Annotated in this window: 14 protein-coding genes, 1 pseudogene and 1 CRISPR repeat array; of the genes and pseudogenes, 6 read left to right on the plus strand and 9 right to left on the minus strand. The window is 73.3% G+C overall.

What is annotated here, in order from left to right:
- Positions 1 to 15: 15 nt before the first annotated feature.
- A CRISPR array of direct repeats spans positions 16 to 2670; the repeat unit is 29 nt; unit sequence GTGTTCCCCGCGCACGCGGGGATGACCCG.
- Positions 2671 to 2942: 272 nt separating this feature from the next.
- Both B351_RS0102510 and B351_RS0102515 read left to right on the plus strand, forming a co-directional pair.
- Positions 2943 to 4124, plus strand: coding sequence for a class I SAM-dependent rRNA methyltransferase (locus tag B351_RS0102510; RefSeq protein ID WP_019397482.1), 1182 nt, complete (start codon positions 2943 to 2945; stop codon positions 4122 to 4124).
- Positions 4125 to 4221: 97 nt separating this feature from the next.
- Positions 4222 to 4965 (plus strand): SDR family NAD(P)-dependent oxidoreductase, encoded by a 744-nt coding sequence (locus tag B351_RS0102515; protein WP_019397483.1) that lies wholly within the window; start codon positions 4222 to 4224, stop codon positions 4963 to 4965.
- A gap of 22 nt (positions 4966 to 4987) precedes the next feature.
- Here B351_RS0102515 and putP read toward each other — a convergent pair whose 3' ends face one another.
- Together putP and B351_RS0102525 are read right to left on the minus strand one after the other, a co-directional pair.
- A complete protein-coding gene (gene putP / locus B351_RS0102520) occupies positions 4988 to 6475 on the minus strand; it encodes a sodium/proline symporter PutP (protein ID WP_019397484.1) in 1488 nt (495 codons plus the stop codon).
- A gap of 96 nt (positions 6476 to 6571) precedes the next feature.
- Positions 6572 to 6943, minus strand: coding sequence for a DUF488 domain-containing protein (locus B351_RS0102525; protein ID WP_019397485.1), 372 nt, complete (start codon positions 6941 to 6943; stop codon positions 6572 to 6574).
- A 90-nt stretch (positions 6944 to 7033) separates the two neighbouring features.
- Between B351_RS0102525 and rmuC the strand changes: the two genes are divergently transcribed.
- Positions 7034 to 8605 (plus strand): DNA recombination protein RmuC, encoded by a 1572-nt coding sequence (gene rmuC / locus B351_RS0102530; RefSeq protein ID WP_019397486.1) that lies wholly within the window; start codon positions 7034 to 7036, stop codon positions 8603 to 8605.
- Positions 8606 to 8707: 102 nt separating this feature from the next.
- On the opposite strand, the gene B351_RS0102535 is transcribed toward rmuC, so the two are convergent.
- The 7 genes from B351_RS0102535 to B351_RS0102565 form a co-directional block, all read right to left on the minus strand.
- The gene (locus B351_RS0102535) at positions 8708 to 9769 is read right to left on the minus strand and encodes a VacJ family lipoprotein (protein WP_019397487.1); all 1062 of its coding nucleotides are present in this window, start codon (positions 9767 to 9769) and stop codon (positions 8708 to 8710) included.
- Positions 9766 to 10074, minus strand: coding sequence for an STAS domain-containing protein (locus B351_RS0102540; protein ID WP_019397488.1), 309 nt, complete (start codon positions 10072 to 10074; stop codon positions 9766 to 9768). The genes B351_RS0102535 and B351_RS0102540 overlap by 4 nt, the downstream gene beginning before the upstream one ends.
- Positions 10061 to 10702, minus strand: a complete 642-nt coding sequence (locus B351_RS0102545) for a phospholipid-binding protein MlaC (RefSeq protein WP_019397489.1) — start codon at positions 10700 to 10702, stop codon at positions 10061 to 10063. Before B351_RS0102545 ends, B351_RS0102540 begins: the two co-directional genes overlap by 14 nt.
- The gene (gene mlaD, locus B351_RS0102550) at positions 10699 to 11235 is read right to left on the minus strand and encodes an outer membrane lipid asymmetry maintenance protein MlaD (RefSeq protein ID WP_019397490.1); all 537 of its coding nucleotides are present in this window, start codon (positions 11233 to 11235) and stop codon (positions 10699 to 10701) included. The genes B351_RS0102545 and mlaD overlap by 4 nt, the downstream gene beginning before the upstream one ends.
- A 91-nt stretch (positions 11236 to 11326) precedes the next feature.
- Positions 11327 to 12076 (minus strand): MlaE family lipid ABC transporter permease subunit, encoded by a 750-nt coding sequence (locus B351_RS0102555; protein ID WP_019397491.1) that lies wholly within the window; start codon positions 12074 to 12076, stop codon positions 11327 to 11329.
- Complete coding sequence (locus B351_RS0102560; protein ID WP_019397492.1) at positions 12076 to 12876, minus strand: ABC transporter ATP-binding protein; 801 nt, start codon at positions 12874 to 12876, stop codon at positions 12076 to 12078. The genes B351_RS0102555 and B351_RS0102560 overlap by 1 nt, the downstream gene beginning before the upstream one ends.
- 164 nt (positions 12877 to 13040) lie before the next feature.
- A complete protein-coding gene (locus tag B351_RS0102565; protein WP_019397493.1) occupies positions 13041 to 14864 on the minus strand; it encodes a Na/Pi cotransporter family protein in 1824 nt (607 codons plus the stop codon).
- 93 nt (positions 14865 to 14957) lie between these two features.
- Here B351_RS0102565 and recC point away from each other — a divergent pair, with 93 nt between their 5' ends.
- From recC to B351_RS0102580, 3 genes and pseudogenes are all read left to right on the plus strand, one after another.
- The gene (recC, locus tag B351_RS16080) at positions 14958 to 18365 is read left to right on the plus strand and encodes an exodeoxyribonuclease V subunit gamma (protein WP_039730783.1); all 3408 of its coding nucleotides are present in this window, start codon (positions 14958 to 14960) and stop codon (positions 18363 to 18365) included.
- A complete protein-coding gene (locus B351_RS0102575) occupies positions 18362 to 21979 on the plus strand; it encodes a UvrD-helicase domain-containing protein (RefSeq protein ID WP_019397495.1) in 3618 nt (1205 codons plus the stop codon). The genes recC and B351_RS0102575 overlap by 4 nt, the downstream gene beginning before the upstream one ends.
- A pseudogene (locus B351_RS0102580) lies at positions 21976 to 22411 on the plus strand (exodeoxyribonuclease V subunit alpha); the annotation flags it as partial. The gene B351_RS0102575 and the pseudogene B351_RS0102580, both read left to right, overlap by 4 nt.

A 22411-nucleotide genomic window follows, 5' to 3' on the forward strand; every position in this document is an offset into this window, starting at 1 on the left:
GCCCTGCCGGTGGCGGTGTTCCCCGCGCACGCGGGGATGACCCGGAAATCGAACAGCAGCACCAGGGAGGCCGCGCGTGTTCCCCGCGCACGCGGGGATGACCCGGCGGCCCATGCGCGGATCACCTGCAATGCGATGTGTTCCCCGCGCACGCGGGGATGACCCGCTGGTCGCGCCACTGCTCGATCACGTCCAGCTGTGTTCCCCGCGCACGCGGGGATGACCCGCCATCGAGCGCGCCGCATTCGAGGCCGCCGTCGTGTTCCCCGCGCACGCGGGGATGACCCGCGCGGCCATAGCGAGATAGTCCCGGCCAACGCGTGTTCCCCGCGCACGCGGGGATGACCCGTCGTATAGGACCTGCACCTGTGCCCGGCTAAGGTGTTCCCCGCGCACGCGGGGATGACCCGAACACCTGCATCGGGCGCTGACCGGTAGCCAGTGTGTTCCCCGCGCACGCGGGGATGACCCGAGGGCGAGACCAGCTGCATCGACTACCTCAGCGTGTTCCCCGCGCACGCGGGGATGACCCGACCCGGCAGGAAGTCCTGAAGTGGCTGGATGAGTGTTCCCCGCGCACGCGGGGATGACCCGTCCGGAGCGATGGAAATTGCGTAGTCAGACATGTGTTCCCCGCGCACGCGGGGATGACCCGGCCGAGAACACGGCGCTGTCGGACGTGTAGCCGTGTTCCCCGCGCACGCGGGGATGACCCGTATTGGGGGCCGCTGGCAAAGAACGGCGTGCAGTGTTCCCCGCGCACGCGGGGATGACCCGCAGCTCCCCGTTTTCGACCTCCCTCTGGCCGCGTGTTCCCCGCGCACGCGGGGATGACCCGCGGCCGGGGCACCACTGGCGCGCGGTGCCCGCGTGTTCCCCGCGCACGCGGGGATGACCCGGGCGCGCGAGGCGTTGGGCATCGTTGCTGTCAGTGTTCCCCGCGCACGCGGGGATGACCCGGAGCACGCCAAGGACCACGAGGGCAACAAGCGGTGTTCCCCGCGCACGCGGGGATGACCCGCGATCGAAGTGGCCCCGGATTCGCTTAACCAAGTGTTCCCCGCGCACGCGGGGATGACCCGATCGGCCCCGCAGTAATCGCATTCGGGTTCCAGTGTTCCCCGCGCACGCGGGGATGACCCGAAGTCGACCCGCCCCGATGGCTGACCTCGGCAGTGTTCCCCGCGCACGCGGGGATGACCCGGCGAGGTTCCGGCAGGCCCGGGAGGAGGGCGCGTGTTCCCCGCGCACGCGGGGATGACCCGTTGAAGGTGCGGGAGCCGTCAGCCATTGGAGTGTGTTCCCCGCGCACGCGGGGATGACCCGGACCACGCGCGCGAGCTGATCGCCGACGTGGAGTGTTCCCCGCGCACGCGGGGATGACCCGATGCCCCACGTAGTACGCGAGGAACAACCAGCGTGTTCCCCGCGCACGCGGGGATGACCCTGCTGCCCCCTCTTGCGAAGGGGCAGCGACTGAGTGTTCCCCGCGCACGCGGGGATGACCCGCGCCCGGCGGATGTTCGCGTAGCGGTCAGCCAGTGTTCCCCGCGCACGCGGGGATGACCCGGTTTCATCAACGGACTACACGTTGACGCTGGAGTGTTCCCCGCGCACGCGGGGATGACCCGCCGGACAGCCTGCGCGTGACCTACCAGTGCGGGTGTTCCCCGCGCACGCGGGGATGACCCGTCGGTGCGGGTGCCCATTGGGAGCCTGGAAGCGTGTTCCCCGCGCACGCGGGGATGACCCGCAGGCAGAGCCGCCCTGGCCGCCCAGCCTGCCGTGTTCCCCGCGCACGCGGGGATGACCCGGACATGTTCGGCAGCCAGCGCAGCGTCGCGGAGTGTTCCCCGCGCACGCGGGGATGACCCCTGAGGATGCCAAGCAGCATCTCTGCGAACCGCGTGTTCCCCGCGCACGCGGGGATGACCCGCTCTACATGCGCGAGTTCGGCAGCGCCCTGCCGGTGTTCCCCGCGCACGCGGGGATGACCCGATCGGCGCCGAGTTCCGGCAGATGCCGCTGACGTGTTCCCCGCGCACGCGGGGATGACCCGCACAACGACGGCCTGGACGTGCTGTTCATCGAGTGTTCCCCGCGCACGCGGGGATGACCCGTCGGCCGAGGTGCACACGATCAAGGCCCGCATGTGTTCCCCGCGCACGCGGGGATGACCCGCAGCCGGACGACCTTCGGAACCTGGCCGCCGCGTGTTCCCCGCGCACGCGGGGATGACCCGCTGGCGGTAGTCGCAAAGGGAAACCCGTACAAGTGTTCCCCGCGCACGCGGGGATGACCCGGACAAGGACCTAATCGGCATCCCGTGGCGCGTGTGTTCCCCGCGCACGCGGGGATGACCCGCCCGCCGCGGTTCTCGGTCTGGAGCCGGGTAGCGTGTTCCCCGCGCACGCGGGGATGACCCGCACCCTTCCCTGAATTGGCGCGTAACTCTGAAGTGTTCCCCGCGCACGCGGGGATGACCCGGCGCTGCTTGGCCAGTTGGAATTGGAGTTCTAGTGTTCCCCGCGCACGCGGGGATGACCCGGGGTTCTGTCGGGCCAGCAAGGGGGACGATGAGTGTTCCCCGCGCACGCGGGGATGACCCGAACGGTTCCTGCGCCTGTAGCACATGGCGCACGTGTTCCCCGCCCACGCGGGGATGACCCGGCAGCTAATAACGTTGCTGCGATGACCCGCGCCGCTCTGATGTTGTGCTGTGCGTTGAGTACGTTCCCCGAAAACAAGGGGATAATGACCGCCCGCAATCCGGGGGGGAAGGATGCCTCTTGAGGCCTCGCTTGCGCACCGGATGACTTGCCAGCTCCCGCGGCGATGGTTCCCCCACGCATGGCTCCCCAGGGCTTCTACTTGCCCCTTGAGCCGTCGAAAGCCACGGGTCGGTTGATGTCGGCTCGCGCCAGTACACATACAATTGCGCGATGAATACCCCCTACCCCACCGTGCGGCTGAAGAACGCGTGGCGTTCCAGCCATCCCTGGATCTTCCAGAAGCTTGTCGAGAAGCCGGCCCAGCGGCCGCGCCCGGGCGAGATCGTCGACGCCTACGACGTGGACGGCCAGTTCATCGGCCGCGGCTTCTACAACGGCCACTCGCGCATCGCCCTGCGCATCCTGGAGACCGACCCGGCGGTGGCGGTGGACGCGGACTGGTTCGCGCGCCGGATCGGCCAGGCCGTGGCCCTGCGCCGCGAGGTGCTGAAGCTGGACGAGGTGTCCAATGCCTGGCGCGTGGTCCACGCCGAGGGCGACGGCCTCACCGGCCTGGTGGTGGACCGCTACGACGACCTGCTGGTGGTGGAGTTCTTCAGCGCCGGCATGTGGCGCTACCGCGAGTGGATCTACGCCGCGCTGCAGGCGCAGTTCCCCGGCGCGCGCATCTACAGCTTCGCCGAGGACCACGTGCAGAAGCAGGAGAGCTTCGACTACCGCCCGGTGTACAGCGGTGGCGGCTCGCCGGAGCCGGCCATCATCACCGAGCACGGGATCCGCTTCCGCGCCGACCCGGCCGGGGCGCACAAGACCGGCTTCTTCGCCGACCAGCGCGAGAACCGCGAGTGGTTCTCGCGCCAGGTGGCGGGCAAGCGCGTGCTGGACCTGTGCTGCAACACCGGCGGCTTCGCCGTGTACGCAGCGGTGCGCGGCGCCGCCGAGGTCACCGGCATCGACATCGACGAGGCGGTGATTGAGATCGCCAAGGGCAACGCCCGCCTCAACAACGTGCGCCCGCGCTTCGTCCAGGCCGACATCTTCCCCTGGCTGCGCGACGCGGCCGCCCGCGGCGAGCAGTACGACGCGGTGGTGCTCGACCCGGCCAAGATGACCCGCGACCGCGACCAGGTCATCAACGCGCTGAAGAAGTACCTGGACATGAACAAGCTGGCGCTGGGCGTGGTCAGGCCCGGTGGCCTGCTGGCGACGTTCTCCTGCACCGGCCTGGTGGCCGAGGACCAGTTCCTGGACATGCTGCGCCGCGCCGCGTTCTACGCCGGCCGCACCGTGCAGGTGCTGAAGGTGGCCGGCGCCGGCCCGGACCATCCGTTCCTGGCGCACGTGCCGGAGTCGCGCTACCTCAAGGCGGTGTTCTGCCGCGTGCTGGACTGAGCACGCCCCGCCGGTGCGGCCGGCGGGTTGATCGCGATCAAGGTGGCCGCCGCGCCCGGGCCCGAGCATGGGAGCAACCCGCCAGAGGAGCATTGCCATGAACAGGTTCGAAGGACAGGTCGCGATCGTCACCGGCGGCGCATCGGGCATCGGCGAGGCCATCTGCCGCCGCCTGGCGCGCGAGGGCGCGAAGGTCGTCATCGCCGATTACGACGGCGCCGCGGCGCAGGCGCTGGCCGCCGGCCTCGGCGAGGCGGATGCGCTGGCGTTCCAGCTGGACGTGGCCGACGCGGCGGCGGTCGAACGCATGGTCCAGGCCACGGTCGAGCGCTTCGGCGGCCTGCACCTGGCGGTGAACAACGCCGGCATCGGCGGGCCCAGCCATCCCACCGCCGATTACCCGCTGGCCGACTGGCACCGCGTCATCGACGTCAACCTGCACGGGGGGATGTATTCGATGAAGTACGAGCTGCCGGCGATGCTGGCCAGCGGCGGCGGTGCCATCGTCAACATGGCCTCGATCCTCGGCAGCGTGGGCTGGAGCGGCTCGATCGCCTACGTCGCCGCCAAGCACGCCCTGCTGGGCATGACGAAGACCGCGGCCATGGAATACGCCGGCCAGGGCATCCGGGTGAACGCGGTGGGCCCGGCCTTCATCGACACCCCGCTGCTGTCGGGCCTGGACCCGGCGGTACGCGAGGGCCTGGTCGCCCTGCACCCGGCCGGACGCCTGGGCACCTCCGACGAGGTCGCGGCGCTGACCTGCTTCCTGCTGTCGAAGGAAGCCTCGTTCGTGACCGGCAGCTACCACCTGGTCGACGGCGGCTACACCGCGCGCTGAAGCCGCGCGGCAGCCGCCGCGCTCAGTGGCCCTGCTCGCGCAGCGCCGCGCGCACCTGGGCGTGGCGCGCCTGCACGTCCTGCGCCGGCGCCTTGTCCAGCAGGCTGGCCACCACGATCGCGACGGTGCCGGCGATGAAGCCGGGCACCATCTCGTACAGCGCGCTGCCGGTGTGCTTCCACGCGATCACGGTCGCCGCGCCGGCGAGCATGCCGGCCAGCGCGCCGTTGCGGGTCATGCGCTTCCAGCACAGCGACAGCACCACCACCGGGCCGAAGGCCGCGCCGAACCCGGCCCAGGCGTAGGCCACCAGGCCCAGCACCCGGCTCTCCGGGTCGCGCGCGATCCACAGCGCCAGTGCCGCCACCGCCAGCACCATGGCGCGGCCGAACCACACCAGCTCACGCTGGCTGGCCTGCGGCCGCAGCAGGCCGCGGTAGAAGTCCTCGGTCAGCGCGCTGGAGCACACCAGCAGCTGCGCCGACAGGGTGCTCATGATCGCCGCCAGGATCGCCGACAGCAGCACGCCCGCCACCCAGGGGTTGAACAGCTGCTCGCCCAGGGCCATGAACACCCGCTCCGGGTTGGCGTCCACCGGGCCGGCGACCGCGGGGTGGGCGGCGAACCAGGCCACCCCGGACAGGCCAGTGGCGACCGCGCCGCCCAGGCACAGCACCATCCAGCCCATGGCGATGCGGCGCGCGCGCGGGATGGTGGCCAGGCTCTCGGCGGCCATGAACCGGGCCAGGATGTGCGGCTGCCCGCAGTAGCCCAGGCCCCAGGCCAGGGCCGAGATCACCGCCACCACGCCGCCGGCGCCGACCCAGTGCAGCCGGGTGGGGTCCACCTGCTCGACCAGGGCCACCGCTTCGGTCGGGCCGCCGGCGCCGAGCACCGCGAACACCGGTACCAGCAGCAGGGCGAAGATCATCAGCGTGGCCTGCACGGTGTCGGTCCAGCTCACCGCCAGGAAGCCACCCACGAAGGTGTAGGCGATGGTCGCCGCCGCGCCCCACAGCATGGCCTGGCCATAAGACAGGCCGAACATGCCTTCGAACAGGCGCGCGCCGGCGACGATGCCGGAGGCGCAGTAGATGGCGAAGAACACCAGGATCACCAGCGCCGAGAGGATCCGCAGCAGGCGGCTGCGGTCCTCGAAGCGGTGGCTGAAGTAGTCCGGCAGGGTCAGCGCGTTGCGGGTGCGCTCGGTGTACAGGCGCAGCGGCCCGGCCACCCAGCGCCAGTTGGCCCAGGCACCCAGCACCAGGCCGATCGCGATCCACGCCTCCGACAGCCCGGCCAGGTACAGCGCACCGGGCAGTCCCATCATCAGCCAGCCGCTCATGTCCGAGGCGCCGGCCGCCAGCGCCGTCACCAGCCCGCCCAGCGAGCGGCCGCCGAGGATGTAGTCGTCGAAGGTACGGGTGCGCCGCCAGGCGACGAAGCCGATGCCCACCATCAGCAGCAGGTAGGCGCAGAAGGTCACGAGCAACGGGGTACTGGCGGTCATGCAGGATCCGGTTGGCGGGTGGCCGCGGGGGCACGAAACCACACAGGCTAATTGCCGCGCCAGCATGGTTGCAATCGCAACCGAAACCCCGAAGGCTTAGCCCGAGCCCTGCAGGATGTAGTCGCGCAGCGCCACCGCGTTGTTGTGTTCCTCGTCCGCCGCGGCGTACACGAAGGTTACCGGCCCCCGCACAAGATAGCTGCGCAATCGCGCCAGTCCCGCCTCGTTGGCGGCGAGTTCGGCGAAGTAGCGCGCGCGGAACGCCTCCCAGCGGGCCGGGTCGTGGCCGTACCAGCGGCGCAGCGCGGTGCTGGGCGCGATGATCCGCAGCCAGGCCTCCAGTTCCAGCGTGTCCTTGCGCATCCCGCGCGGCCAGACCCCGTCCACCAGCAGGCGCAGCCCGTCCTCCGCGTCCGGCGGCTCGTACACGCGCTTCAGGCGCACCGGATAGCGGGCGGGGCGGGCCATGGCCGGCACTGTGTGGGCGCGCGGATTCCCCCGGCGTGAAGCCGCCGCGCGGTCGCGGGGCCTGAGACCGCCGGCCGCTACACTTCGCGCATGACCGAATCCCTGCTCCTGATCGTCATCGCCGGCCTGCTGCTGGCGATCCTGGCCTGCGTGGTCGCCCTGCTGCTGCGTCGCCCCGACGCCGCCTTCGAGCGCCTGCGCGCGCAGCTGGAGGAAGCCCTGCGCGCCGAACAGCGCGATGGCCGCCTGGAGCTGCGCCAGCAGCTGGATGGCCTGGCCACCACCCAGGGCGCGCGCATCGATGGCTTCGCCCGCCACCTGGCCGACCTGGGCCCCCGCACCGACGCCCGCCTGGACCAGCTGCGCGACTCCCTCACCGAGGACGCGCGCAAGGGCCGGGCCGAGGGCATCGAGGCGCAGGCCAGGCTGGGCGAGCTGCTGTCGCAGCGGCTGGGCGACATGCGCGCGCAGCTGGACCTGTTCGGCCGCCAGCAGGACACCCGCATCCAGGCCTTCGGCGAGCAGCTGGCGGCGCTGCGCGCCAGCCTGACCGAGGACGCCCGCGTCACCCGCCAGGAGGCGCTGGAATCGCAGCAGCGCTTCGCCGAGGGCCTCAACCAGCGCCTGCAGGAGCTGACCGCGCGCAACGAGCTGCGCATCGGCGAGATGCGCGCCACCCTGGAGCAGCAGCTGCGCGCGCTGCAGCAGGACAACGCCGCCAAGCTGGAGAAGATGCGCGAGACGGTGGACGAGAAGCTGCAGAGCACCCTCGCCACCCGCCTGGATTCGTCCTTCAAGCTGGTGTCCGAGCGCCTGGAGCAGGTGCAGCGCGGGCTGGGCGAGATGCAGCAGCTGGCCACCGGCGTGGGCGACCTCAAGCGCGTGCTGACCAACGTCAAGACCCGCGGCACCTGGGGCGAGGTGCAGCTGGACGCGATCCTGGAGCAGACCCTCACCCCCGAGCAGTACGCGCGCAGCGTGCGCCTGCGCCCGGACAGCGCCGAGGCGGTGGACTTCGCCGTGCGCCTGCCCGGCCGCGGCAACGACGAGGCGCCGCTGTGGCTGCCGATCGACTGCAAGTTCCCGCGCGAGGACTACGAGCGCCTGGTCGACGCCCAGGAACAGGGCGACCCGGAGCTGGTACGCAGCTGCGGCGCGCAGCTGGAGAAGGCGATCCGGATCCAGGCCAAGTCGATCTGCGAGAAGTACATCGTGCCGCCGCACACCACCGACTTCGCGGTGATGTTCCTGCCCACCGAGGGCCTGTACGCCGAGGTGATCCGCCGCGCCGGGCTGACCGACGCCCTGCAGCGCGAGCACCGCATCGTGGTCGCCGGCCCGACCACCGTCACCGCCCTGCTCGGCAGCCTGCAGATGGGCTTCCGCACCCTGGCCATCGAGAAGCGCTCCAGCGAGGTGTGGCAGCTGCTGGGTGCGGTGAAGAGCGAGTTCGGCAAGTTCGCCGGCATCCTCGAGCGCGCGGAGAAGCAGATCAGCACCGTGGGCAAGAGCCTGGGCGATGCCAGCCGCAAGACCCGCACCATCGAGCGCCGCCTGCGCAGCGTGGAGTCGCTGGGCCAGGAGCAGGCGCAGGCGCTGCTGGGCGACCTGGGCCTGGACGCGGTCGAGGCCGGGCTGGACGGCGAGGACGGCGGGTCCTGAGGCCGGAGGGGTGGCGGCCATCGCCGTCACGCGCGGTCGGTTTGATGGATGGAAGAAGGGCCCGGTCTCCCGGGCCCTTCGTGCGCCTGCGTCGCTTCCGGCTCAGGTGCCGGGGATCGGCATCGCGTCCACCGGCACGGTGGGGTCGCGGTCCTCGCGCAGGTATTCGGGCAGGTCGTCGCCCTCGTGCCTGCGGTTGCCGCGGCGGTCGGCCTCGATCTGGTACTGGCGGCGCTGCATCCACGCGTCGCGGATCATCGCGTACTCGTCCACCGCGTTCTCGCGCATGCTCTCGATCGGCAGCAGCGCGGCGCGGCGGTCCACCAGCTGCGCGCCCTGCAGCGCGATGCGGTAGCGGTCGCGCTCGACCTGGCGGGTCGGCGACAGCGGCATGTCGCCGGCCAGGCCGAACACGTCGCGCACCGTGCGCGGGCCGAAGAACGGCAGCTCCACGTAGCGCGAGTTGCGCCAGCCCCAGATGCCCAGGGTCTGGCCGAAGTCCTCGCTGCGGCGCTTCATCTTCAGGTCGGTGGCCGGGTCGAAGATGCCGCCGATGCCCAGGGTGGTGTTGACCACGAACCGGCCCAGGGTCTGCACCGCGTCGCGCGGGCGGCCCTGCAGCAGCTGGTTGAGGAAGATCACCGGCGAGGCCAGGTTGTCGAAGAAGTTGCCCACGCCCAGGCGCACCGGTTCCGGCACCACCGCCACGTAGGCGCGCGCCACCGGGCGGGCGATGGCGCGGTCGACCACGTTGTTGAAGGCGTGGATGCGCCGGTTCATCGGCTCCCACGGGTCGTAGGCCGGGCGCGCGGACGGATCGCCATCGGCCGGCGCGCCGTACAGCGCAGTGAAGTCGTCCTCGGCCTCGGTCGGCGCCAGGGCGTCGGTATCGGTGGCGGCGGGAGCGACGGGATCGACGGGATCGGCCGGCACCGCGGCGACTTCCGCGCCTTCCTGCGCCGGCGCCAGGGCGCCGGCTCCGGCCTCAGGCGCCGGCTGGGCGGCGGTCGCCGGATCGGTGGGTTCGCCGGCGGCAGCGACGGCCGCCGTGCCGGCCACGAGCGGGGCCGGCTCCGGACCGGTGTCGGCGGACTTCGGCGCGCTGGCGCAGCCGGCCAGCAACAGCAGCGGCAACAGCAGGGCGCCGGTGGGGGCGGGCTTCATGGGGAGGCTCCGGCGTAGTTCAGTTGGGGGTCCAGCCGGTAGGCGGCGCGCAGCTCGGCCAGGCCGGGCGCGTCGCCCCGGATTTCGACCTGGCCGCCGGCGCGCATGCGCGCGGCGGCCTCGGCCAGCAGCGCCAGGCCGGCGCTGTCCAGGGCCTGGATCGCGCCCAGCTCCAGCGCGCGGGCGCCGTCGGCCAGCGCCTGCAGCGTCGGCCACAGCGCCACCGCGGCCGCCCGGTCCAGGCGGCCTTCCAGGTGCAGCACCTCGCCTTCGCGGCGGGCGCGGGCGCCGTCAGCGGCTGCCATTGGTGTCCGGGCGCAGGCTGCCGCTGCGCAGCTCGGCGGCGACCTGGGCGATCGTCTTCTGCCGCAGCGGGGCGTCGAACTGGGTGCGGAAGGTCTGCACGTAGGACACGCCTTCGACCATCACGTCGAAGATCTTCCAGCCGCCGTTGTTGCGTACCAGGTAGTCGACCGGGATCGGGTCGCCGCCGTCGCGCAGGATCTCGGTGGACACGCGCACACCGCGGTTGTTCGGCAGCGGGGTCTCCGACTTCAGGCGGATGCGCGGGCGGCCTTCGAACGCCAGCAGGGCGTCGCCGTAGCGCTGCATCAGGTTGTCGGTCATGGCATCGGCGAACAGGGCCACGTCGGCCTCGCTGGCGCCGCGGCCGTGCGGGCCCAGCACCAGGCGCGCGGCGTACTCGCGGTCGAAGCCGGTGCGCAGTTCGGACTCGATGTAGGCGCGCAGCGCCTTGCGGTCCTTCTGGAACTCGGGGCGGCGCTGCTGCAGGGTGGTCAGGACGCGGGTGCCGGTTTCGACCACCTGGCGGCCCGGGGTCTGCGCGCTGGCCTGGGCCTGCGCCTGGGCGTGGACCGGGGCGCCCGCCAGCAGCGGCAGGGCCAGGGCGAGGGAGAGGATCAGGGGCTTCATGGCGTTTCTTCCGTGGGGGACGGTTCTTCGGTGGACGACGGGGACAGCACCTTGGCCGGGTCGGCGCCACCGCCGCCGGCACCGCCGAACATGTACTTGCCGACCAGCTGGATCAGGTCGATCGCCGGCTGGGTGTAGACGATCTCGTCGCCGGGGCGCAGCGGTTCCGGATCGCCGCCCGGCTGCAGGCCGATGTAGCTCTCGCCCAGCAGGCCGCTGGTGAGGATCGCCGCCGAGGTGTCGCCCGGCAGGTCCTGGTAGCGCTCGTCGATGGCCAGGGTGACGATCGAGTCGAACCGCACCGGGTCCAGCTCGACCTTCTTCACCCGGCCCACGACCACGCCGCCGATCTTCACCGGCGCCTGCAGCCGCAGCTGGCCGAGGTTGGCGAAGCGCGCGGTCAGCTCGTAGCTGCCGCCGCCGAGGCCGAACTGGCGGTTGGTCGAGGCGAAGGCCAGCACCAGCAGCGAGGCCAGCGCCAGGATGAGGAAGGCGCCGACCGCAAATTCAAGCCTGGGACCGCGGATTGCCATGGGGAGCTACCTGTGGGAAACGGATCGGAACAGGGCACCGGAGGATGCCCGGGGTTTTTCTGCAATGCCGGCACCGGGTGCCGGCGCCGGTTCAACGGAACAGCAGGGCCGACATCACGAAGTTCAGCATCAGCACCAGCAGCGAGGCATTGACCACCGCGCGGGTGGTGGCCACCGAGGTGCCCTCGATGGTCGGCTCGGCGTGGAAGCCCACGTAGGCGGCCACCAGCGCGCTAACCCCGCCGAACACCGCGGACTTCAGCAGCGCCACGCCGAAATCGTCCCAGAAATCGACGCTGCCCTGCAGCGCCGCCCAGAACGTACCGTTGTCCAGGCCCAGCACCTTGACCGCCTCGAACCAGCTGGCGGAGATGGCCAGCGAGCAGAAGAAGCCGGTCAGCAGCGGCACGCACAGCACCGCCGCCCAGAAGCGCGGTGCCACCGCCTTGGCCACCGGGTCGATCGCCATCAGCTCCAGCGCCTTGATCTGGTCGGTGGCGCGCATCAGGCCCAGCTCGGCGGCGATCGAGCTGCCGGCGCGGCCGATGAACAGCAGCGCGGTCAGCACCGGGCCCAGTTCGCGGTACAGGGACAGGCCCAGCAGGGTCGACAGCGCGTCCGCGGCGCCGAAGGTGGTCAGGGTGCGGTAGCCCTGCAGGGTCAGCACCAGGCCCACGAACGCGCCGCCGACGGCGATGATCGGCAGCGAGCGCCCGCCGATCTTGTAGATCTCCCGCGCCAGCTCGGCGAAGAAGTCGCGGCTGGGCAGCGAGGCGCGCAGCACCGACAGCGAGAACAGGCCGGCCCGGCCCAGGGAACGGATCGCGGCGACGGCGGCCATCAGGCAGCCTCCGCGCGCGCGGCGCCCTCGCGGGCGCTCTCGAACGGGATCGGGCCGTCCGGCTGGCCGTCCAGGAACTGGCGGATCAGCGGGTCGGTCGAGGCCTGCAGCTGTGCCGGGGTGCCATCGAACACGATGCCGTGGTTGGCGATCACCACCACCTGGTCGGCGATCGGCAGGGTCTCGTGCACGTGGTGGGACACGATGATGCTGGTCAGGCCCAGGCTGCGCGACAGGCGCTGGATCAGGCTCATGATCACGCCCGAGGCGATCGGATCCAGGCCGGTCAGCGGTTCGTCGTAGAGCATCAGCGGCGGATCCAGCGCCAGCGCCCGGGCCAGGGCCACGCGCCGGGCCATGCCGCCGGACAGCTCGCGCGGATAAAGCTCCGCCGCGCCGCGCAGGCCGACCGCGTTGAGCTTCATCTCCACCAGCCGGCGCAGCAGCGGCTCGGGCAGGCGGGTATGGGTGCGCAGCGGCAGGGCCACGTTCTCGGCCACGCTCAGGTCGGTCAGCAGGCCGTTGCCCTGCAGCAGCACGCCGATGCCCTTGCGCATCTCCAGCAGTTCGCGCGCCCCTCGCGGCACCGGGCGGTCGAACACGCGCACGCTGCCGGCGGCCGGCACCAGTTCGCCGGTCAGCGCGGCCAGCAGGGTCGACTTGCCGGTGCCCGAGGGTCCGAGCACGGCGGTGATGCTGCCGGCGGGAACCGTCAGGTCGAGGTCGCGCAGGATGGTGCGTCCGCCGCGGTCGAGGCGGACTCCCTGCAGGGCGACGGCGTTGGCGGCGGGAGCGGGCATGTGGCGCGCGTTTCCTTCGCGGTTGGGGGAACCACAAACCGGCGCATCATGCGTCGGAAAGACTGAATCTTAACCTATCCATTGAACCGCCCAGTACAGGAATTGTCCCGGACGTGGGCCGGATCGTGCCACCGCGTGCACGTTGTCCGGCCCTGCCGCGCGGCTCAGGCGGCGGTGGAAAGCTGGCGCAGCTGCTGCAGCGAGCCCGGCTCGCCGGCGCGGTCGAACAGCTGCCGCAGCTGGCGGTAGACCTGCCCGGCATAGCCCTGGTCGTTGAGCAGCGAGCCGGCGTCCAGGCCGTCGATCGCGCCCTCGCGCACCCGCTCGAACAGCTGCTGGCGGAAGCGTGCCTGGAACGCGTCAGCTTCCGCGTCCAGCCGCGCCAGTTCCGTCGCCAGCGCATCCACGTCGCCCAGGTGGCGCAGCGCATGCAGCGCGCGCAGCTGGCCGAACAGGTGCGCGCGCAGCTCCAGGTAGGCCGCGCGCACCGGGCCATCGGGCCCGGCGAGGTGGCGCTGCAGGTTCTTCTGCAGCTGCCTGGCGCTCTTGACCGCGTTGACCATCTGCATCGCCGCCAGCTGGCTGCCGGCCCAGAAGCGCTGGTGCTCCTCGTCCAGCGGCAGCTCCAGCCGGCTCATGAATGCCAGCAGGTCGCCGTACACGCCCTTGACCCGCTGCTGGTACAGCAGTTCGGCGTCCACCGCCTGGCCGGGCGCGCAGGAACCGTCGAGCAGGGCCGGATCGGTCCCGGCAGCGGACAGCGCGCGCGGCGGCAGGCACAGCGCCTGGCAGATCACCTCCATGCTCAGTTCGCCCAGGTGGCGCAGCTCCAGCGCCACCGCGGCCGCGGCCGCATCCACCGATTCCAGCGCCGGGCCGCTGAGGTGGCGCGCATGCACGCGCCCGATCGCCACATCCGCTTCGTGCGCCTCGGGCAACGCTGGATCGGGACGGTCCGGCAGCCAGCGCCGCAGCAGCGCCTCCAGCCGCCGCTGCCAGGGCCAGAACAGGGCCACGCCGCCGGCGTTGAACAGGGTGTGGAACAGGGCCAGCTGCAGCAGCGCGTTGCCGCCGAAGCCGGAGAACCCGGCCACGGCCTTCACCAGCCAGGTCAGCGGCAGCAGCAGGACCAGGGCCGCGCTCGCGGTAACGATGTTGAACAGCGCGTGCGCCAGGGCCAGGCGCTGGCCGCTGCGGTTGCCGCCGAGCATGCCGACGAAGGCGGTGCTGACGCTGCTGCCCACGTTCGAGCCCACCGCGATCGCCAGGCCCTGCTCCAGCTGCAGCTGGCCGCCGGCCAGCGCCGCCAGGGTCAGCATCAGGGTGGCGTGGCTGGACTGCAGGACCACGGTCACCGCCAGCCCGGCCAGCACGAACAGCGCGGTGCCGGCCACGCCGCTGCCCTGCACCGCGGCCAGGTCCAGGCCCGCGCCGAACTGGTCGAAGCCCAGCTTGAGCTGGTCGATGCCCAGGAAGATGAAGGCCACGCCCAGCACCACCCGCCCGGCCGCCTTGCCGCGCGCGCCGGCGAAGCCGCCCAGCACGCCGAACACCAGCAGCGGCAGGGCCAGCGGCGACAGGCTGAGGTCCTGCCCGGCCAGGGCCAGCAGCCAGATGCCGCTGGTCGCACCGAGGTTGGCACCCAGGATCACCGCGATGCCGCCGGCCAGCTGGATCAGCCCCGAGCCGATGAAGGCGATGGTCAGCAGCGAGACCAGGGTGGTGGACTGCAGCAGCGCGGTGCCGGCCATGCCGAACAGCAGCCCGCGCAGCGGGGTGCCGGTGCTGCGCGCCAGCAGCCGCTCCAGGCCGCCACCGGCCAGCTGGCGCAGGCCTTCCTCCAGGCACTGCATGCCGAACAGGAACAGCGCCAGGCCGGCGCACAGCTGCAGCCAGCCGGCGCTGCGCCAGAAGCTCCAGCCCAGCAGCAGCGCCAGTGCAAGCGCAAGCAAAGGTCCCAGCAGCGGCGGCAGCCGCATCGCGCGCATCCAATCCCCCTGCGGCCATCCGCGTCGGCGCGATTCTAGCCAGCGCCGGCCGCCGTCTCGCCTGTTGCGATGGCGCTGCGGCAAGATGGCCGGATGCCCGAGCACCATCCCGACGCCTGCCCCGACTTCCGGCTGTACCACTCCAACTCGCTGGAGATCCTGGCCGGGATCCTGGCCAGGGTGCTGCGCGAGCCGGCGCCCGGCCAGCCGCTGCTGGCGCCGGAGGTGGTGCTGATCCCGCAGGTGGCGATGCGCCGCTGGCTGCAGGCCACCCTGGCCGCCGAGCACGGCGTGGCCGCCAACATCCAGTTCCTCACCCCGGGCGAGTTCGTGGGCCAGGCGCTGGCCGCCAACCTGCCCACCGACCCGGACGGCGACGAGCTCGACGCCGAGACCCTGCGCTGGCACCTGTACGCCGCCCTGTGCGACCACGCCCTGCTGCGGGAGCCGGCCATGGCCCAGATCGCCGCCCACGTCGAAGGGGACGACCCGCTGCGCGCCTGGGCGCTGGCCGGCGAGCTGGCCAACGTGTTCAACAAGTACCAGGCCTGGCGCCGCGAGTGGCTGCTGCGCTGGGAGGACGGCGCCGACCCGGACGACCCGCAGGCCATCCTCTGGCGCCGCGTGGCCCGCGGCCGCCCGCACCGCGCGCGCCGCATCCAGCAGTACCTGGAGCGCTACGCGCCGGCCGGCGGCCCGTTGCCGCAGGGCCTGCCGCCGCGGCTGTCGGCCTTCGCCACGCTCAACGTCTCGCCCGACGTGCTGCGGGTGATCGCCACCCAGGCCCGGGTCGGCACCCTGCACCTGTTCGTGCCCTCGCCGGTGGCCGACTACTGGGGCGACCTGCAGCGCCTGCGCCGCGGCGAGCCGCGCGCCGAGGCGGAGGAGAACCGCCTGCTGCAGCTGTGGGGCGCGGCCGGCGCCGACTTCATGGCCCTGGTCGGCGGCTACGAGGTGGTCCATGCCTCGGCCGAGTTCGAGGTCCACGCCGACCCCGGCGAGGGCGGCGGCGCGCTGCGCGACAGCCTGCTGCGCCGGCTGCAGTCGGACATCTTCCACCGCCGCCCGCGGCCGGGCGCGCCGCTGCGCGCGGAAGTGGACCGCACCGACCCCAGCCTGCAGCTGCACGCCTGCCACACCCGCCTGCGCGAGCTGCAGGTGCTGGCCGACCAGCTGCGCGGGCTGTTCGACGACCCGCGCTTCGATCCGCCGCTGCAGCCGCGCGAGGTCGCGGTGCTGGCGCCGGACATCGATCCCTACCTGCCCTACCTGGAGGCGGTGTTCGGCCGCCGCGGCGAGGCGGACGCCATCCCCTACGCCCTGGCCGATGCCAGCCCGCTGGCCAACGAACCGTTGGCCGGGGTGTTCCTGCGCCTGCTGGCGCTGCCGGTGTCGCGCTTCGGCCTGCACGAGGTACTGGACCTGCTGGCCAGCCCGGCGGTGGCCGAGGCCAATGGCCTGGACGCCCCGGCACTGGACCGCCTGCGCGCCTGGCTGGACGCGGCCGGCGCGCGCTGGGGCCTGGACGCCGCCCACCGCGCGCGCCTGGATGCGCCGGAGGACGACGCCTACACCTGGGCCTTCGCCCTGGACCGCCTGCTGCTGGGCCACGCTTCCGGCAGCGACGCGCCGATCGAACTGGACGACGGCCGCGTGGTGGCGCCGCTGCCGGACCTGGAAGGCAGCGCGCTGGAGGCGCTGGACACCCTGCTGCGGCTGCTGCGGGTGCTGGAACGCAACGCCGGCGCGCTGGCCGGGGCGATGCCGCCGGCGCAGTGGCGCGAACGCCTGCTGGACCTGCTCAAGGCGCTGCTGCCGCGGCCGCCGGCCAGCCCGGCCACCCAGCGCGCGCTGGATCGCCTGCGCAGCCTGGTCGACGCCTTCGCCGACACCGCGCGCCGTGCCGGCTACGAGGCGCCGGTGCCGGCCGAGGCGGTGCGCGCCCACTTCGCCGCCGCCCTGGCCGAAGCCGATACCCGCGCCCCGCTGCTGACCGGCGGCGTCAGCGTCGCGCGCATGGTGCCGATGCGCCTGCTGCCGTTCCGGGTGATCTGCGTGCTGGGCATGAACGACGGCCAGTTCCCGCGCCGCGACCCGGCCGCCGGCCTCAACCGCCTGACCGCCGAGCTGGGCACCGGGAAGCGCCGGGTCGGCGACCGCTCCACCCGCGAGGACGACCGCTTCCTGTTCCTGCAGCTGCTGGCCGCCGCCCAGGACGTGTTCTACGTCAGCTGGATCGGCGCCGACCCGCGCGACGGCAGCGAGCGCGAGCCCTCGGTACTGGTGTCCGAGCTGCTGGAAGCGGCGGTGGAACAGCACGCGCATCCGCCGGGCGAGACCGCCGGCCTGGCGGATGCGCTGGTGGTGCGGCATCCGCTGCAGCCGTTCGCCGCGGCCGCGTTCGGCGCCGGCGGCGAGCCGCGCCGCTTCTCCTACCGCCGCGACTGGCGCGAGGCCGCGGCGCAGCCGGCCGCGCGCCGCAGCGTGCTGGGCCCGTGGTTCCAGGGCCAGGCCCTGCCGCCACCCCCGGATCCGGACGAGCCGGGCGAGCCGGTGCTGCCGCTGGAGGCGCTGCGCCGGTTCCTGCTCAACCCGGCGCGCGAGTTCCTGGCGCGGGTGCACGTGCGCCTGCCGGAGCTGGAGGAGCACGGCGACGACGTCGAACCGCTGGCCGCGCCGGAAAGCGCGCTGGACCGCAGCCGCATGCAGCGGGCGGTGTTCGAGGCCGCCCTGCGCGGCGAGGAACCGCGGCGCATGCACGCCCTGCTGCGCGCGCGTGGCCTGCTGCCCTCCGGCGAACCGGGGCGGCGCCTGCTGGAACGCCAGGTGGGCGAACTGCAGCCCTGGCTGGAAGCCTTCGCCGGCTGGCGTGGCGACGCCGGTCCGCGGTCGCTGGTGGCCGAGGTGGTGGTCGACGGCGTGCGCCTGCGCGGCCGCATCGACGACGTCTACCCGCAGGGCATCGCCCGGGTGCGCCTGGGCAGGCCCGGCGGCCCGGCCACCATCCGCCACGGCCTGGACTGGCTGCTGGCGCGCGCCGCCGGCCTGCCGCTGGAACTGGTTGAGTTCCACGAGCTCAGGCTCGAGGACGGCGTGCGCCATGGCCCGTTCCCGCGCCCGCCGCTGGCGCCGGAGCAGGCGCGCGCGGTGCTGGCCGCGCTGCTGCGCCTGCGCGCGGCCGGCCTGTGCGAGCCGCTGCCGTTTGCCCCGTACAGCGGCTGGGAGATCTACCAGGGCCAGGGCGACTACCCCCGCAGCGTGCCCAGGGCGCGCACCTGCTGGCATGGCGGCGGACCGCGTCCGCCCGAGTCCGCCGATCCGGCGCTGCGCCTGGCCTTGCGCGGCCGCGATCCGTTCGCCGACCCGGCCCTGCTGCACCGCTTCGTCGAGACCGCCGAGGCGGTGTACACCGCGGTGGCCGACGGCCGCCTGGCGCCGGGCGTGGACCCGGACCTGCTGTTCGGCCTGGCCGGGGTGCACGACGCGGAGGACGCGGCATGAGCGGCGCCCGCGATCCGTTCCTGGAGCTGGACCTGCACGGCGTGCGCTCGATCGAGGCCTCCGCCGGCACCGGCAAGACCTTCACCCTGGCCACCCTGGTGGTGCGCCTGGTGCTGGAGCGCGCGCTGCCGGTGGAGAAGATCCTCGCGGTCACCTTCACCGAGGCCGCCACCCAGGAGCTGCGCGCCCGCGTGCGCCGGCGCCTGGTGCTGGCCGCGGACGTGGCCGCCGGCGTGGTGCCCGGCACCGGTTCGGCCGATGCCGAACTGAGCGCGCGCCTGCTGCAAGCCCACCTGGCCCGTAGCGGCGAGGACGCCGCCGCGGTCGCGCGGCGCCTGCGCGCGGCCGCCGACGGCATCGACCAGGCCGCGGTGTTCACCATCCACGGCTTCTGCGCCCGGGTGCTGCGCGAGCACGCGCTGGAAAGCGGCCAGGGCTTCGAGCCGCCGGAGCTGTTGGCCAACGACCAGGGCCTGCGTGAGGCGGTGGCCGCCGACCTGTGGCGTGCCCACGCCACCGATGCGGCAACCGCCGCCGACCTGGAAGAACTGTGGCGCGGTGGCCCGAAGGCGCTGGCCGCCGACCTGCCGGCGCTGGTGCGGCAGCCGCGCCTGCGCCCGCAGCCGCCGGACCCGGCGCAGCCGGATCCGCAACCACGGCTGGAGGCGGCCGCACGCGCGCTGCTGGAGGCCGGCCTGGCCCATGGCGACGAACTGCGCGAGGCGCTGCTGGCCGCGGTGGCGGGCAAGGTGCTCAACAACAACAGCTACCGCGCGGCCTGGATCGGCGAACTGTTCGACCAGCTGCGGCGCTGGTGCCAGGCCGGCCGCCCGGAGGTGCCGTTCCACCACGACAAGCTGGGCCAGCTGCAGCGCGCCACCCTGCTCAAGTGCACCAGCAAGGCCGGTGCCGGCAAGACCCCCGATTCGCCGCTGTGCGACGCGGTGCAGGCCTATGCCGAAGCCATGGAGGCGGTCGAGGCCTGGCGCGAGGCGCGCCGGGTGGCCCTGCTGCACCGCCTGCGCACGGACGCGCGACGCAGGCTGGCCACGCTCAAGCGCCAGCTGCGGGTGCAGACCTACGACGACCTGATCGATGGCGTCGCCGCCGCGCTCGACGGCGCCCACGGCGAGGCCCTGGCCCGGCGCCTGCGCGAGCAGTACGCGATCGCCCTGGTCGACGAGTTCCAGGACACCGACCCGCGCCAATGGCGGATCTTCGACCGCGTGTTCGGTGCCGCCAGCGGCGAGCCGGCGCTGTTCCTGATCGGCGATCCCAAGCAGGCGATCTACCGCTTCCGCGGCGGCGACGTGGAAACCTACCTGGCCGCCTGCGCCACCGCCGAGGCCGCGCCGGCGCTGGACCGCAACTTCCGCTCGCGGCCGAGCGTGCTGGCCGCGATCGAGGCGCTGTACGCGCAGGCCGGCGCCGCCGCCTTCGCCGATCCGCGCATCGCCTTCCACCCGGTGCAGCCGGGCGGGCGCCGCGGCGACGGCGACTTCCTGCGCGACGGCAGTCCGGCCCCGGCCCTGACGGTGTGGCAGGCCCCGCCGCCGCCGGTCGACGCCAAGGGCAAGCGCAAGCCCTGGCCGGCCGGGCGCTCGCGCGAACTGGCCACCGATGCCTGCGTGGCGGCGATCCATGCCGTGCTCAGCGATGCCCGCGCCGGCCGCGCCAGCATCGACGGCCGCCCGGTGCGGCCGGGCGACATCGCGGTGCTGGTGCGCAAGCACCGCGAGGCGACGCAGATCCGCCAGGCCCTGGCCGCGGTCGGCATCCCCGCGGTGGCCGCCGGCAGCCAGAGCCTGTTCGAGACCGGCGAGGCGCTGGAGGTGCTGGTGCTGCTGCAGGCGCTGCTGCACGGCGACGACGACGCCCGCCTGCGCGCCGCCCTGGCCACCGTGCTGGTCGGCCAGGACGCGCACCACGTTGCCGCCCTGGATGGCGACGGCGAGGCCATGCGCCAGTGGCGCCACGCCGCGCTGGGCTGGCGCGAGCGCCTGGACCAGGGCGGCCCGCTGGCCCTGCTGGGCGAACTGTGCGCGGCCCAGGCCACCCGCCTGCTGGCCCTGGTCGACGGCGAACGCCGCCTGACCAACTACCTGCAGCTGGCCGAGCAGCTGCAGGAAGCGCAGCGCCAGGCGCTGGGCCTGCACGGCCTGGTCGACTGGCTGGAACGGGCCATCGCCCAGGCCAGCAGCAACGACGAGACCCAGCTGCTGCGCCTGGAGTCGGACGCGCACCGGGTGCAGATCGTGACCCTGCACAAGAGCAAGGGCTTGGAGTATCCGCTGGTGTTCCTGCCGTTCGTCGGCATCGGCGCCAGGCCGGACACGCCCTCGCGCTGCGTGGTGGTGCACGACGCCGAGGGCCCGCTGCTGCAGTGGCGCCTGCAGGAGCAGGCCAGCGGCTGGGGTGATGCGGTCGCGCGCCACCAGGAAGCCTGCGGGGCCGAGGACGCGCGCCTGCTGTACGTAGGCCTGACCCGCGCGCGCGACGCGCTGTGGCTGGCCAGCGGCGAGTTCTACAACCACCACGCCACCCCCCTGTGGCCGATGCTGCGCGATCCGCAGATGCTGGCCGCCGCCCTGCCCGGCTCCATCGTGCTCGATGCCACCCCGCCGCCGGCCAGCCTGCCGTGGCTGCCGGCCGAGGCCGAGGGCGAGGTGCCGCCGGCGCGCACGCCCGGCCGCTCCCTGGCCAGCGACTGGTGGGTGTACAGCTTCACCCAGCTGGCCCGCGCCGACGGCGCCGGCGACACCTCCAGCGCCGCTACCCAGCCGCCGCCCGGCGGCCGCGACGAACCCGCCGCGCCCGAGGCCGAGGCCCCGGCCGACGAGGGCCACGATCCGCGCTTTGCCGGCTCGCGCTTCGGCGTGGTCCTGCACGAGGTGCTCGAGTACGCCGACTTCGCCGCCTGGCGCGACTGGCGCCCGGGCGATCCGGCCCCGCCCGGCGAGGAGGCGCGCATTGTCCGCGCGCTGCGCAATGCCGGCTATGCCGAGGCCGAGCTGGACGACGGCATCGCCCTGCTGGCCAGCCTCGCCGGCCACACCCTGACCGTGCCGCTGCCGGAGGGCGTGCGCCTGGCCGAGTTGCCGGAGGCGCAGCGGCGCGCGGAGATCGAGTTCCAGTTCGCCCTGGCCCCGACCCGCAGCGAGCAGCTGCTGGCCCTGCTCCACCGCCACGGCCTGCTGCGCGGGCGCAGCGGCTTCGGCGGCCGGGGCGCGCTCGAGGGCCTGATGACCGGCCTGATCGACCTGACCTACCTGCACGACGGACGCTGGTACGTGCTCGACTACAAGTCCAACCGCCTGCGCGGCTACGGCCCGGCGCAGATGGCCGAGGCCATGGAACACAGCGAATACCCGCTGCAGGCGCTGATCTACACCGTGGCCCTGCACCGCTGGCTGCGCTTCCGCCTGGGCGGGGCCTATGACTACGCGTGCGACTTCGGCGGCGTGCGCTACCTGTTCTGCCGCGGCCTGGACGCGGCCGCCGCGGCACCCGACGGTAGCCGCCCGGGCGTGCAGGCCTGGCGCTTCGAGCCAGCACTGGTGGAGGCGGTGGACGCGCTGTTTGCCGGCCGCGAGCCGGCGGGAGCGGCGGCATGAGCCTGCTCGAGCGCCTGCGCAGCGAGGGCCACCTGCGCACCCTGGACCACGCCCTGGCCGTGGGCCTGCGCCGGCTCGACCCGGGCACCGCGGACGAGGTCGTGCTGGCCGCGGCCCTGGCCTCGCTGGCGGTGTCCGCCGGCCACGCCGGCTTCCGCATCGACCAGCCGCGCGCCCTGCTCGACCTGGACCTGGACTGGCCGGACCCGGCGCAGTGGCAGCGCGCGCTGCAGGCCTCGCGCTGGGTGGCCTGCCCCGGCGCGCGTGCGGACGAAGCCCCCGGCGCGGCGCCGCTGGTGCTGGAGCACGGCCTGCTCTACCTGCGCCGCTACCGCGAGTACGAGCGCCGCCTGGCCGCGGGCCTGCAGCGGCTGGGCAGCGGCGCCGCCGAGCCGGAAGGCATCGCCGCCCTGGCGCCGCTGTTCGCGCGGC

The organism is Pseudoxanthomonas sp. GW2 (genome assembly GCF_000283075.1).
GTDB lineage: Bacteria > Pseudomonadota > Gammaproteobacteria > Xanthomonadales > Xanthomonadaceae > Pseudoxanthomonas.

Bases quoted from the DNA above. Each gene is read 5' to 3' on its own strand.
- mlaD (WP_019397490.1), bottom strand. From the start codon at position 11,235: ATGGCAATCCGCGGTCCCAGGCTTGAATTTGCGGTCGGCGCCTTCCTC.
- B351_RS0102515 (WP_019397483.1), top strand. From the start codon at position 4,222: ATGAACAGGTTCGAAGGACAGGTCGCGATCGTCACCGGCGGCGCATCG.
- B351_RS0102560 (WP_019397492.1), bottom strand. From the start codon at position 12,876: ATGCCCGCTCCCGCCGCCAACGCCGTCGCCCTGCAGGGAGTCCGCCTC.
- B351_RS0102510 (WP_019397482.1), top strand. From the start codon at position 2,943: ATGAATACCCCCTACCCCACCGTGCGGCTGAAGAACGCGTGGCGTTCC.
- B351_RS0102525 (WP_019397485.1), bottom strand. From the start codon at position 6,943: ATGGCCCGCCCCGCCCGCTATCCGGTGCGCCTGAAGCGCGTGTACGAG.
- putP (WP_019397484.1), bottom strand. From the start codon at position 6,475: ATGACCGCCAGTACCCCGTTGCTCGTGACCTTCTGCGCCTACCTGCTG.
- B351_RS0102540 (WP_019397488.1), bottom strand. From the start codon at position 10,074: ATGGCAGCCGCTGACGGCGCCCGCGCCCGCCGCGAAGGCGAGGTGCTG.
- B351_RS0102565 (WP_019397493.1), bottom strand. From the start codon at position 14,864: ATGCGCGCGATGCGGCTGCCGCCGCTGCTGGGACCTTTGCTTGCGCTT.
- B351_RS0102545 (WP_019397489.1), bottom strand. From the start codon at position 10,702: ATGAAGCCCCTGATCCTCTCCCTCGCCCTGGCCCTGCCGCTGCTGGCG.
- recC (WP_039730783.1), top strand. From the start codon at position 14,958: ATGCCCGAGCACCATCCCGACGCCTGCCCCGACTTCCGGCTGTACCAC.
- rmuC (WP_019397486.1), top strand. From the start codon at position 7,034: ATGACCGAATCCCTGCTCCTGATCGTCATCGCCGGCCTGCTGCTGGCG.
- B351_RS0102535 (WP_019397487.1), bottom strand. From the start codon at position 9,769: ATGAAGCCCGCCCCCACCGGCGCCCTGCTGTTGCCGCTGCTGTTGCTG.
- B351_RS0102555 (WP_019397491.1), bottom strand. From the start codon at position 12,076: ATGGCCGCCGTCGCCGCGATCCGTTCCCTGGGCCGGGCCGGCCTGTTC.
- B351_RS0102575 (WP_019397495.1), top strand. From the start codon at position 18,362: ATGAGCGGCGCCCGCGATCCGTTCCTGGAGCTGGACCTGCACGGCGTG.